Source organism: Lacisediminihabitans sp. (assembly GCF_036569425.1).
In the GTDB taxonomy this organism is placed as follows: Bacteria; Actinomycetota; Actinomycetes; order Actinomycetales; family Microbacteriaceae; genus Lacisediminihabitans.
The window spans coordinates 1-12,462 of record NZ_DATCQQ010000012.1; the positions used below are offsets into that span (position 1 = coordinate 1).

General features: G+C 66.4%; 10 protein-coding genes. 8 read left to right on the plus strand and 2 right to left on the minus strand.

Annotation, left to right across the window (positions count from 1 at the left end; genetic code table 11):
- Nucleotides 1-585 (plus strand): NAD(P)H-dependent oxidoreductase (locus VIM54_RS01190; protein ID WP_331898457.1); only part of this gene is annotated, 585 nt, incomplete at its 5' end.
- Between the two features lie 56 nt (nt 586-641).
- Here the strand turns inward: VIM54_RS01190 and VIM54_RS01195 are convergent.
- Complete coding sequence (locus tag VIM54_RS01195; protein ID WP_331898458.1) at nt 642-1,853, minus strand: MFS transporter; 1,212 nt, start codon at nt 1,851-1,853, stop codon at nt 642-644.
- A gap of 347 nt (nt 1,854-2,200) precedes the next feature.
- Between VIM54_RS01195 and VIM54_RS01200 the strand changes: the two genes are divergently transcribed.
- From VIM54_RS01200 to msuE, 7 genes are all read left to right on the plus strand, one after another.
- On the plus strand, nt 2,201-4,669 hold the full coding sequence (locus VIM54_RS01200; RefSeq protein WP_331898459.1) for a ribonucleoside-diphosphate reductase subunit alpha: 2,469 nt from the start codon (nt 2,201-2,203) through the stop codon (nt 4,667-4,669).
- 121 nt (nt 4,670-4,790) lie between these two features.
- Entirely contained in the window at nt 4,791-5,783 is a 993-nt protein-coding gene (locus tag VIM54_RS01205) for a ribonucleotide-diphosphate reductase subunit beta (protein WP_331898460.1), read from the plus strand.
- A gap of 304 nt (nt 5,784-6,087) precedes the next feature.
- Nucleotides 6,088-6,981, plus strand: coding sequence for an ABC transporter substrate-binding protein (locus VIM54_RS01210; RefSeq protein WP_331898462.1), 894 nt, complete (start codon nt 6,088-6,090; stop codon nt 6,979-6,981).
- A gap of 4 nt (nt 6,982-6,985) precedes the next feature.
- Complete coding sequence (locus VIM54_RS01215) at nt 6,986-8,014, plus strand: amino acid ABC transporter permease (protein ID WP_331898464.1); 1,029 nt, start codon at nt 6,986-6,988, stop codon at nt 8,012-8,014.
- An 11-nt stretch (nt 8,015-8,025) separates the two neighbouring features.
- A complete protein-coding gene (locus tag VIM54_RS01220) occupies nt 8,026-8,778 on the plus strand; it encodes an amino acid ABC transporter ATP-binding protein (RefSeq protein ID WP_414673148.1) in 753 nt (250 codons plus the stop codon).
- Between the two features lie 169 nt (nt 8,779-8,947).
- Nucleotides 8,948-10,543, plus strand: coding sequence for a long-chain fatty acid--CoA ligase (locus VIM54_RS01225; RefSeq protein WP_331898468.1), 1,596 nt, complete (start codon nt 8,948-8,950; stop codon nt 10,541-10,543).
- A gap of 60 nt (nt 10,544-10,603) precedes the next feature.
- Complete coding sequence (gene msuE / locus VIM54_RS01230) at nt 10,604-11,236, plus strand: FMN reductase (protein ID WP_331898469.1); 633 nt, start codon at nt 10,604-10,606, stop codon at nt 11,234-11,236.
- A gap of 62 nt (nt 11,237-11,298) precedes the next feature.
- Here msuE and VIM54_RS01235 read toward each other — a convergent pair whose 3' ends face one another.
- Nucleotides 11,299-12,456, minus strand: a complete 1,158-nt coding sequence (locus tag VIM54_RS01235; RefSeq protein WP_331898471.1) for an acetyl-CoA C-acyltransferase — start codon at nt 12,454-12,456, stop codon at nt 11,299-11,301.
- Nucleotides 12,457-12,462: the final 6 nt, after the last annotated feature.

Here is a 12,462-nt window from a genome sequence, read left to right on the forward strand (position 1 = left end):
CACGTCAACAGTGTTAGCCGCATCATGACCTCTCTGATGATTCTCGTCGGCTCTGTTCGCCCCGGTCGCGTTGGCCTCTCCGTCGCGGAGTGGGTGAGAACGCAGGCCGAGCAGTACGCGGGGTTCGACAGCATCGATTTCGCCGACCTCGCCGAGATCAACCTGCCGTTCATGGACGAGCCCAACCACCCCATGCTGCGCCAGTACACCAAGCCGCACACCTTCGCGTGGAGCGAGCGGGTGGATGCCGCCGACGCCTTCGTCTTCGTGACCCCCGAGTACAACCACAGCTTCTCGCCCGCGCTCAAGAACGCGCTCGACTACCTCTCCGCCGAGTGGTGGCGCAAGCCGGTCGGCTTCGTGAGCTACGGCGGCGTCTCGGCCGGCAGCCGCGGCGTGAACGCGATCGAGAACGTGATCCTCGCGCTCGGCCTCGTCAAGACGGGGGCTGCGGTGGAGATCACGTTCGCCGGCAAGCAGGTGGAGGACGGGCGCTTCGTGAGCAACGAACGCCAGGACTCGATTCTCGCGGGCGTCCTGGCCGAGCTGGCGATCCTCGCCGGCGCACTCACCCCCCTGAGGTAGCCGCCGCGCCGGCTCGGAACTGTGCGCGAGGCGAGGCGCTCGGCGCGGGACGGGCCTCAGCTCGGCTGGACGGGAACCGGTTCGGTGTCGGGGATCGGGCTCGCGTCGCGGCCGCGAAGGTCGGGGTGGGCCCGGCGGAACAGCATCGGCACGAGGAACCCGAGACCGGCGAGCGCCACGGCCGCCCAGAACGCGCCGGGCGCCTCGTAGCGGTCGATCAGGAACCCGGCAGCAGCGGAGCCGAGGGCGGCGCCGATGAGCTGGCCGGTGCCGACCCAGCCGTAGGCCTCCGCCGTTTCGCTGAACCGCACGCTGGACGAGACGATCGCGAACATCACCGCGAGGGCCGGGGCGATTCCGATGCCGGCGATGAGCAGCGTGACGGCGAGCCACCACACGTTGAGGGAGAACGCGGCGAGGGACATCCCGACAAAGACGATGAAGATCCGCCTCGCCATGGCCCACGGTCCGATCGGGATGTGGCCAAGCGCGAGCCCGCCGATGAGCGAGCCGAGCGAGAAGATCGCGAGCACCACGCCGGACTCCGGGCTCTTCTCGCCGAACGCCGAGACGACTCCGGCCTCGATCGAGGCGCACGCTCCGATGAGGAGGAATCCGGTGACCGTCGCGAGCAGCACGGCGGGCTTCTTGAGAACCACGCCCAGGTTGCGTCGGCTGCGCGGGATGCGCACCCGGCCGACCTCGGGGGAGGCGATGAACCAGATTCCGCCGCCGATCATGAAGAAGAGAGCGAGCAGGATCGCGGCTACCGTGCTCACCTGGGTGGCCACGAAGGTCGTCAGCACTGGCCCGGCGACCCAGATGATCTCCTGGGCGGACGCGTCCAGGGAGAACAGGGGGGTCAGCTGCCGCGAGTTGACCATCTTGGGGTAGATGGTGCGCACCGCGGGCTGGATGGGCGGGGTGCTCAGCCCGCCGAGGAGTCCGAGGGCCATGTAGACGGGCACGGGAAGGGTGGGTGCGAGCGCGATCGTGCCGACCGTCGTCGCGCACACCGCGAGGGTGAGCACCAGCACCCGGCGCATGCCCCAGATTCCCATCCAGCGGCTCGTCAGGGGGCCGGAGACGGCCTGGCCGATGCTCGTCGCGGCGAGCACGAGGCCGGCCGCCCCATAGGAGTGGTGCAGTTGCTCGATGTGCAGGAGGTATGCGAGCGACAGCATTCCGTTGGGGAGTCTGGCCACGAGTTGGGCCGACATGAGCCGCGCGACACCGTGCGTCTTCAGAAGGCTCAAATAGGTGCTCACAAGGGTGCAAGCCTATCGTTCCGGCGGGTATTCCCGGGCGAGTCTGGCGGCGCCCCAGCGTCGCTCGGGGGCGTGCTGGATCCGTCCACAGGCTGTGCAAAACTCCGCGAACTTATCCACAGTTGTGGATGACACGCCCACTACATGTGGGGTTACCGGAATGTCGGATGCCCGCTATATAGTGGTGGAACTGCGGGAGAGCAACTCCTGGGTCGCCCACTCGGCGCGGCTCAGCCTGATGCGCATCGCAGTCGATTCCGGGACCAGCCGGAGATCATTCGGGGCAGGAAACCGCCGGTCGGGGTGGGTTTCAGCAGACGCGTTTTAGCAACGCAAAGGGAGCAGAAGTGGGCATCACCGTAGTCAAGCGCAACGGGCAACGCGAGCAGTATGACGCCAACAAGATCAACCTGGCGATCGAGCACGCGAGTGCCGGCCTGGACGACAACATCACCTGGGTGACCCAGATCGCGAGCGAGCTCGAGCTGACACTCTTCGACGGCATCACAACCCAGCAGCTGGATGAGGCCGTGATCCAGGTCGCGCTGCAGAACGTGAAGGACGACCCGGCCTTCGACACGGTGGCCGCCCGCCTCCTGCTCAAGACCATCTACAAGCGCGTGCTCGGCGACTACGAGACGGCCGCAGAGCTCAAGGAACTCCACCGCGCGCACTTCGCCGCCAACGTCACGCGCGGGGTGGACGAGCAGCTTCTCGACCCCCGCCTCACCCAGCTCTTCGACTTCGACGTGCTGGCCGACGCGCTCGAGCCGGCCCACGACGAACTGCTCAAGTACATCGGCGTCGTCACGCTCAACAACCGCTACGGCATCAAGGGCCGCAACGGGGACGCGCTCGAGGTGCCGCAGTACTTCTGGATGCGCATCGCCATGGGCCTCTCGCTGAACGAGGCGAACCCCACCGAGCACGCGATCAAGTTCTACGAGAAGATGTCGCGGCTCGAATACCTGGCCGCAGGCTCCACCCTCGTCAACGCCGGCACGATCTACCCCCAGCTCGCCAACTGCTTCGTCATGGAGATGCAGGATGACATGGAGCACATCGCGAAGACGACCCGCGATGTGATGTGGCTCACCAAGGGCACCGGCGGCATCGGCCTCTCGGTGACCAAGCTCCGCGCGCAGGGCTCGCCCATCCGCTCCAACAACACCACCTCGACCGGCCCGATCCCGTTCATGCACACGATCGACTCGATCCTGCGCGCGGTAAGCCGCGGCGGCAAGAAGTTCGGCGCCCTCTGCTTCTACATGGAGAACTGGCACCTCGACTTTCCCGAGTTCCTCGACCTGCGCCAGAACTCCGGCGACCCGTACCGCCGCACCCGCACCGCCAACACCGCGGTCTGGATCAGCGACGAGTTCATGAAGCGCGTGCAGAACGACGACGACTGGTACCTCTTCGACCCGCTCGAGGTGCAGGACCTCAACGAGCTCTACGGCAAGGAGTTCTCGGCGAGGTACAACGAGTACGTCGCCCAGGCCGAGGCCGGCGAGATGCGCCTGTTCAAGAAGATCACCGCCCGCGAGCAATTCAAGTCGATCCTCATCTCGCTGCAGACCACCAGCCACCCGTGGCTGTGCTGGAAAGACACGATCAACAACCGCGCGCTCAACAACAACACCGGCACGATCCACCTCTCCAACCTCTGCACCGAGATCACCCTCCCGCAGGACGAGGACAATGTGTCGGTCTGCAACCTGGCCTCGATCAACCTGTCCCGTCATTTGGACGACGCGGGCAAGCTGGACTTCGGCAAGATCGAGGAGAGCGCCCGCCTCGCCGTCCGACAGCTCGACAACCTCATCGACATCACCCGCTCGTCGGTGCAGGAGGCCGACTTCTCCAATGCGCAGAACCGCGCGGTCGGCCTCGGCGTGATGGGCTTCACCGACGTCGTCGAGAAGCTCGGCTTCAGCTACGAGAGCGAAGAGTCGTACGACCTGATCGACGAGATCATGGAGCACGTCTCGTACGCCGCCATCGACGAGAGCGCGAACCTCGCCGTCGAGCGCGGCGCATACCCGAACTTCGCCGGCTCGCGCTGGTCGGAGGGCCTCGTGCCGCTCGACTCGATCGCGCTCACCGAGGCGGACCGGGGCATCGAGATCAAGGTCAACCGCAAGACCCGTCTGGACTGGGATGCTCTTCGACTGAAGGTCAAGGGCGGAATGCGCAACGCGACGCTCATGGCGATCGCGCCCACCGCATCCATCGGTCTCGTCGCCGGCACCACCCCCGGCCTCGACCCGCAGTTCTCGCAGATCTTCAGCCGTGCAACCTCCAACGGCAAGTTCCTCGAGGTGAACCGCAACCTCGTGAACGACCTGCAGGAACTCGGCATCTGGGACTCGAGCCGTGAGGCGATCCTGCGCAGCCAGGGCGACATCCAGGGCATCGCGGCCATCCCGGACCACGTGAAGGCGACGTACAAGACGAGCTTCCAGCTCTCGCCGTACGCCTTCCTCGAGGTCGCCGCGCGCGCCCAGAAATGGATCGACCAGTCGATCAGCCGCAACATGTACCTCGAGACGCGTGACCTCGGCGACATGATGGACATCTACATGTCGGCGTGGGAGCGCGGCGTGAAGACCACCTACTACCTGCACATGAAGCCGCGGCACACCGCAGAGCAGTCGACCGTGAAGGTGAACAAGTCCGAGGACATCGGATCGGGTGCTCGCAAGGGCTTCGGCGCTGCCCCGGCCACCGAGCTCGTCGAGACGGCGGCAGCGCCGGCAGCGGCACCGCGCAAGGGTTTCGGCTTCGGTGGGCTCGCTCCCAAGTCGGGGGAGTAGAACATGAACGGGACGAGCGGAACCGCCGCGCAGGGCGTAGCACCGTTCGAATACCAAGTACCGGTCGACCCGATGGACGACCTCCAATGTGACAGCTGCCAGTAGAAAGCGAATGCCAATAATGGGAATTCTCGGAACCGGCCTCCAGGAGGGGCTGCTGCTCAAACCGATCCGGTACCAGTGGGCGATGGACCTGTACGACCAGGCCGTGGCCAACACCTGGTTCCCGAACGAGATCCAGCTCGGCGAGGACATCGCCGACTTCAAGAAGATGACCGACGAAGAACGCCACGCGGTGACGTTCCTCATGAGCTACTTCAACCCGAACGAGCTGCTCGTGAACAAGGCGCTCGCGTTCGGCGTCTACCCGTACATCAACGCGGCAGAGTGCAGCCTGTACCTCGCCAAGCAGATGTGGGAGGAGGCCAACCACTGCATGTCGTTCGAGTACGTGCTGGAGACCTTCCCGATCGACCGCGAGGCCGCGTACAACTCCCACGTCGACATCCCGTCGATGGCGAAGAAGGAGGAGTTCGAGGTCAAGTTCATCAAGCGGATGACCGAGCAGACGCTCGACATCACGACGACGGAGGGCAAGAAGGACTTCGTGCGCAACCTCGTCGCGTACAACGTGATCCTCGAGGGCATCTGGTTCTACTCGGGCTTCATGGTGGCGCTGAGCTTCCGCCAGCGCAACCTCTTGCGCAACTTCGGTTCGCTCATGGACTGGGTGGTGCGTGACGAGAGCCTGCACCTCAAGTTCGGCATCAACCTCATCCTCACCGTGCTCGAGGAGAACCCCGACCTGCAGACGGAGGAGTTCGCCGCCGAGATCAAGCAGATGATTCTGGATGCCGTGGAGATGGAAGAGGAGTACAACCGCGACCTGCTCCCGGGCGGCATCCTCGGCCTCAACTCGAACTACATCAACCAGTACGTGAAGTACCTGGCCGACCGCCGGCTGGAGGAGCTCGGTTTCGAGCCCGAGTACAACGTCTCGAACCCGGCCAAGTGGATGGCGGCGGCGAACGACACGCTGCAGCTGGTCAACTTCTTCGAGTCGACGAACACCTCGTACGAGTCGAACGCGAAGGCGACGGTCGGCACGAAGTAGAAGCACCAGGAGGGAGGCGCGCGACGCGCCTCGAGCCAGAAGCGGATGCCTGTCCACCGGCATCCGCTTCCGGCGTTAACGGCCTGCCGATTCGCTCGCCGAATGCACTCCCGGTCAAGGTGTAGGCTCCGAGAACAGTCGAGGCAAGGGTGCCGGGACGGTTGGATATGACCCGAGGACACGAGACGCATGGCCACAGCGATTCACCCCGATCGCCGCGATCACGGCCGAGCCTTGTGGGTCGCATTCGGCCGACCGCACTGTCGCTCCCGCAGGCCTCACACCAGGAGAGATAGGTAGAAGAATGCGAATCAGATACGCGATTCCCGTGCTCGCCGTTGTCACCGCGCTCGCGCTCAGCGGTTGCGTGAACAACGAGACGCCCACCGGTCCTTCCGGTTCGAGTGGCACGACGACCGTGACGAAGGACGCCGCTGCCGCCGCCCTGCTTCCCGACACGATCGCCAAGGCCGGCAAGCTCATCATCGGCATCGACCCGACATACGCGCCCAACGAGTACAAGGACGCCAACGGAAAGCCGATCGGCTGGGAGGTGGAGCTCATGGATGCCGTGGGCGGCAAACTCGGCGTGAAGACCGACTACCGCGTCGCCAAGTTCGACAGCATCATCCCGAGCATCACGGGTGGCAAGTACAACCTCGGCCTCTCGTCGTTCACCGACAACACGGCCCGGGAGAAGGTCGTCGACTTCGTCAACTACTACACCGCGGGCATCCAGTGGGCGTCGGCGACCGGCAAGACCGTCGACCCGGACAACGCCTGCGGCCTCAAGGTCGCCGTGCAGGCGACGACCTACGAGGACACCGACGAGGTTCCGGCCAAGTCGAAGGCGTGCACGGATGCCGGCAAGCCCGCCATCCAGGCCGTGAAGTTCGACACCCAGGACCAGGCCACGAACGCCGTCGCGCTCGGCCAGGCCGACGCGATGAGCGCGGACTCGCCCGTCACCCTCTATGCCGTCGCGCAGCTCAAGGGCAAGATCCAGCTCGCCGGAAAGGGCTTCGAGGTCGCGCCCTACGGGGTGGCCGTCAACAAGGGCGACAAGCTCGGCAAGGCGCTGCAGAAGGCGTTCCAGTCGATCGTCGACGACGGCACGTACAAGAAGATCCTCGACAAGTGGGGTGTCGCCGATGGCAGCATCGACACGATCACGATCAATGCGGCCGCAAACGGCTGACACCATGAGCGCAGAGACCCGGAGCGGGTCGGTGGCTGGGGCGGCTCCGCCGCCGACCGACGACGGTACCGCGATCCGGGCCGTGAAGCTGCGGCATCCGATCCGCAACATCTTCGCCGTCATCATCCTGCTCTTCGCCGCGGCGTTCGTCTACGACGCGGCGCTGCGGCCGGCATACAACTGGCCGGCCGTCGGCAAGTACATCTTCGACCGCCGCATCTCCGAGGCGGCGGTCATCACTCTCGAGCTGACCGTGTATTCGATGCTCATCGGTGTGGCGCTCGGCGTCGTCCTCGCGGTGATGCGGCTCTCGCCGAATCCGGTGTTCAAGAGTCTTTCGTGGTTCTACCTCTGGGTGTTCCGTGGAACCCCGGTATACGTGCAGCTCACCTTCTGGGGACTGCTGTCGGTCATTTACCCCACGATCGACATCGGGCTCCCGTTCCTGCATCCGCTCATCACCCTGCCGACGGGCGATGTGCTCAACGTGTTCCAGCTGGCGGTGATCGGGCTCGCCCTCAACGAGGCGGCCTACATCGCCGAGATCGTGCGGGCCGGCATCCTGTCGGTGGACCGCGGCCAGGAGGAGGCGGCGACGGCGCTCGGCATGAGCTGGTTCCAGACCATGTCGCGGGTGATCATCCCCCAGTCGATGCGCGTGATCATCCCGCCGGTCGGCAACGAGGTGATCTCGATGCTCAAGACGACCTCGCTCGTGACCGCGGTGCCCTTCAGCTTCGAACTCTTCACCCGCTCCCGGGACATCTCCGCCGAGACCTTCACTCCCATCCCGCTCTTCCTCGTGGCATCCATCTGGTACCTGGCCTTCACCTCAATCCTCATGATCGGCCAGTACTTCCTGGAGAAGCGCTTCGCTCGGGGAATCGGGGTCGCGCAACCGGAGAAGAAGGTCACGGTGGCGACCGGAGTCATGCCGGTGGTCGGCGACGGCAACGGTAACGGTGACAGTGACGATGCCGGCACCCGGCCCGGCGACGGCAAACACTCCGGCGACGGCGAAGGCGCACCATGACCGACACGCAGATGGTGGACGCGGACCGCGTCTCGAAGAGCTTCGGCTCCAACAAGGTGCTCAAGAGCATCTCCCTCACGGTGAAACGCGGCGAGGTGATGTGCCTCGTGGGGCCGAGCGGTTCCGGCAAGTCGACGTTCCTGCGCTGCATCAACCACCTGGAGAGCGTGGATGCCGGCCGCCTGCGCGTCGACGGCGAACTGGTCGGCTACCGCGAAAAGGGGCACACCCTCCACGAGCTTAAGCCGCGGGAGGCGGCCCTCCAGCGGCGCGACATCGGCATGGTGTTCCAGCGGTTCAACCTCTTCCCCCACATGACGGCCCTCGAGAACATCATCGAAGCGCCGATGCGGGTGAACCGGATGCCGAAGGCGAAGGCCATCGCGCGCGGCAGGGACCTGCTTGCGCAGGTCGGCCTCGCCGACAAGGCCGACTCGTACCCCGCGTACCTGAGCGGCGGCCAGCAGCAGCGCGTGGCGATCGCGCGGGCGCTCGCCATGGATCCCAAGCTGATGCTCTTCGACGAGCCGACGTCGGCCCTCGACCCCGAGCTGGTCGGCGAGGTGCTCGACGTGATGAAGCAGCTCGCCAAGGAGGGCATGACCATGATCGTGGTGACCCACGAGATGGGCTTCGCGCGCGAGGTGGCCGACTCGCTCGTCTTCATGGATGGCGGGGTCGTCGTCGAGTCCGGCGACCCGCGCGAGGTGCTCGCGAACCCGCAGCACGAGCGCACGAAGGCCTTCCTCTCGAAGGTGCTCTAGCGGCCGCAAGATTGTGCCGCCGCACAGGGAGGCGGCGAGTTGGTGGGGCGGGCAACTGCGGGTTTGCCGTGCGAGCGCTTGGCGGGTTGACCCCCGGATGTGCCGTGGCGTAGCGTCTCGAATACCATCGCCGTCGGGCGATCAGCCAGTCAATGGTGACAGGAGAATCATGACCCACCCGAGCTACTCCACCATTTCCGTTGCGGCGATCCTCAAGGAGTCCGCCGAACGCCATCCGGACAACGTCGCGGTCGTCGTCGGTGGCACGGAATACACCTATGCGCAGCTCTGGCGGGAGACCCGTGGTTATGCCGGTGCCCTTAAGGCGCTCGGCGTGGGGGTCGGGGATCCCGTCGCCATCCTCATCCCGAATGTGGCCGACTTTCCGCGGGCCTACTACGGCATCCTGAGCCTCGGCGGCATCGTCGTGCCGATCCACGCGCTGCTCAAGGCCGACGAGATCGAGTACGTGCTGCGCGACTCCGGCTCCACCCTTCTCGTGTGCGCTGCGCCCCTGCTCGGCGAGGGAGCCAAGGGCGCGGCGCAGGCCGGCATCCCGGTCGTCTCGGTGCTCGCGCCGGAGCCGGTGGGCGACATCCCGCAGCTCGAGCGGCTCGCCGCCGAGGCCGTGCCGATCGACACCTACCTGCCTCGCCAGCCGTCGGACACCGCGACGATCCTCTACACGAGCGGCACCACGGGCAAGCCGAAGGGCGCCGAGGGCAGCCACTTCGCGATCATCGAGCAGGCTAACACCCTGCTTCTCAGCACCTTCGACATGCGGCAGGACGACACCGTCATGGGCTGTCTTCCCCTGTTCCACACCTTCGGGCAGACCTGCACCCTCAACACCGGGTTCCGCATCGGCGCGAAGATCGTGCTGTTGCCGCGCTTCGACGGCGACACGGCGCTGCGCACCCTCATCGACAGCGAGTGCACGATCATGATGGGCGTGCCCACGATGTACATCGCGCTGCTCGAGGCGGCCAAGAAGACGCCGGACCGCCCGAAGCTGCGGTACGCGGTCTCCGGCGGATCCTCGTTGCCTCTCGCCGTGATCGAACGGTTCACGGCCGAATTCGGGGTGGAGATCTACGAGGGCTACGGCCTCACCGAGACCTCGCCGGTCGCGAGCTTCAACCACGTGGGCCGGCCGCCGCGCGCCGGCAGCATCGGGCAGGCGATCTGGGGCGTGGACGTGGAGATCGCGCGGGCCGACGTGGACGACTCGATCGAGCTCCTGCCGGTGGACGAGCTCGGGGAGATCGTGATCCGCGGCCACAACCTGATGAGCGGCTACCTCAACCTCCCGGAGGAGTCGGCGAAGGCCGTGGTGGACGGCTGGTTCCGCACGGGAGACCTGGGAACAAAGGACGAGGCCGGCTACCTCTGGATCGTCGACCGCAAGAAGGACATGATCCTGCGGAACGGCTACAACGTCTACCCGCGCGAGGTGGAGGAGGTGCTGACCGCGCATCGGGCAGTCTCCACCGCCGCCGTGTTCGGGGTCGCCCACAAGACGCACGGGCAGGAGGTCATGGCGGTGGTCGTGCTCACTCCCGGCGAGGAGGTGGACACCGAGACCCTCGTGGCCCACGCCAAGGAGAAGCTCGCCTCGTACAAGTACCCGCGTCGGGTGGAGATCGTCAAGGCCCTGCCGCTCGGCCCGAGCGGGAAGGTGCTCAAGCGCGAACTCGTGGCCCACTACGAGGCCGAGGCGGCCGGAGCGATGGAGGTTCAGGCGAAGGGCGTCACGGCGCCGTAACGGCCGTCACACGAGGCAACACGGCCCCGAACTCGGTGTCGCTCGATTAACGTCGAGCAGATGACCAAGCTAAACGTCGTTGCCGTGACCGGCAGCCTGCACGCGCCGTCGAAGACGATCGCCCTCGTGGAGGCGATCCTCGCCGAGCTCGGCTCGCAGCTGCCGATCGACGCCCACCTGATCAGGCTCAACGAGCTCGGGCCGTCGTTCGCCGGCGTGCTCACGAGACCGGAGCTGCCGGAGAACGTGGAACGGGAGCTTCAGCGGATCGAGACCGCGGACCTCCTCGTCGTCGCGTCGCCGGTCTACCGGGCCTCCTTCACCGGACTGTTCAAGCACCTGTTCGACTTCGTGGACCAGTACGCGCTCGTCGACACCCCGATCCTGCTCGCGGCGACGGGGGGATCGGAGCGTCACGCCCTCATCATCGAACACCAGTTCCGCCCGCTGTTCTCGTTCTTCCAGGCGCTCACTCTGCCGCTCGGAATCTACGCGCACGACTCGGACTTCACCGACTACACCGTCAGCAGCACGTTCCTGAAGGACCGCATCCGCAAGGTCGTCGAACGCTCGCTGCCGCTGATCAACTCCAACTTCGCCGAGAAGCAGGACATCGTCAAGGTGCTCGACGGCCGCGTGGTGCGCGAACCGGAGGCGGCCGTGGCCCACGTGCCGATCCGACTGCTCAACTGACATTCGACTGCCCGGCTGAGGCCAAACTGTCCAGCTGAGGTCTGACCGTCCGGCTGAGGTGGTCAGATCCGCTCGATGATCGTCGCGTTCGCCATGCCGGCGCCCTCGCACATGGTCTGCAGGCCGAACCGGCCGCCGGTCTGCTCGAGCGTGTTCACCAGGGTCGTGAGCAGGCGGGTTCCCGAGGCGCCGAGCGGATGCCCGAGCGCGATCGCCCCGCCGCGCTGGTTCACCCTGGCCGGGTCGGCACCCGTCTCGTACTGCCAGGCGAGGGGCACACAGGCGAACGCCTCGTTCACCTCGAAGCTGTCGACGTCGTCGATCGACATGCCGCTCCGCTCGAGGATGCGCCGGGTCACGGGCATCACACCGGTGAGCATCTCGATCGGGTCGGAGCCGGTCACGGCGAAGTGACGGAACCGGGCCCTCGGGGTGAGGCCGAGCGACGCGGCCCGCTCCTCGCTCATGATGAGCGCCGCCGACGCGCCGTCGGCGAGCGGGGACGAGTTGCCTGGCGTCACCCGCCACTGGATCTCGGGGAAGCGGGCCGCGGTCTCCTCGTCGAAGAACGCGGGCTTCAGGCCAGCGAGCCCCTCGACGGTGGTGGACGGTCGGATGGTCTCGTCCACGAGCGGGGTGTCTCCCACCGGCACGATCTCGCGGGAGAAGTCGGCGGCGGCGGCGAGCCGGTGCGAGCGGGCGGAGAACTCGTCAAGCTGCTCGCGCGACAGGTCCCAGCGCGCGGCGATGAGCTCGGCGGAGACACCCTGGCCGACGAGGCCGTGCGGGTACCTGGCGTGCACCATCGGCCCCCACGGGTCCTCGCCGAGGGTCGCGAAGTTGATGGGGTTGCGGCTCATCTGCTCCACGCCGCAGGCGATCACGATGTCGTAGGCGCCCGCGATCACGCCCTGGGCGGCGAAGGCGGCGGCCTGCTGGCTCGAGCCGCACTGCCGGTCGACGGTCGTGCCGGGCACCGACTCGGGGAATCCGGCCGCCAGCACGGCGTTGCGGGTGATGTTCACCGACTGCTGGCCGACCTGGCTGAGGCAGCCGCCGATCACGTCGTCGACCATGCCGGGATCGAGGTCGTTGCGGTCCACGAGGCTGTACAGCACGGTGGCGAGCAGGTCCACGGGGTGCAGGCCGGAGAGCTGCCCGCCGGGCTTGCCCCGGCCGGAGGCGGAGCGGACAACGTCGACGATGACTGCCTGTGACATGAATCG

Coding starts and splice junctions, on each gene's coding strand:
- VIM54_RS01215 (WP_331898464.1), top strand. CDS start 6,986: ATGAGCGCAGAGACCCGGAGCGGGTCGGTGGCTGGGGCGGCTCCGCCG.
- VIM54_RS01225 (WP_331898468.1), top strand. CDS start 8,948: ATGACCCACCCGAGCTACTCCACCATTTCCGTTGCGGCGATCCTCAAG.
- VIM54_RS01220 (WP_414673148.1), top strand. CDS start 8,026: ATGGTGGACGCGGACCGCGTCTCGAAGAGCTTCGGCTCCAACAAGGTG.
- VIM54_RS01235 (WP_331898471.1), bottom strand. CDS start 12,456: ATGTCACAGGCAGTCATCGTCGACGTTGTCCGCTCCGCCTCCGGCCGG.
- msuE (WP_331898469.1), top strand. CDS start 10,604: ATGACCAAGCTAAACGTCGTTGCCGTGACCGGCAGCCTGCACGCGCCG.
- VIM54_RS01205 (WP_331898460.1), top strand. CDS start 4,791: ATGGGAATTCTCGGAACCGGCCTCCAGGAGGGGCTGCTGCTCAAACCG.
- VIM54_RS01210 (WP_331898462.1), top strand. CDS start 6,088: ATGCGAATCAGATACGCGATTCCCGTGCTCGCCGTTGTCACCGCGCTC.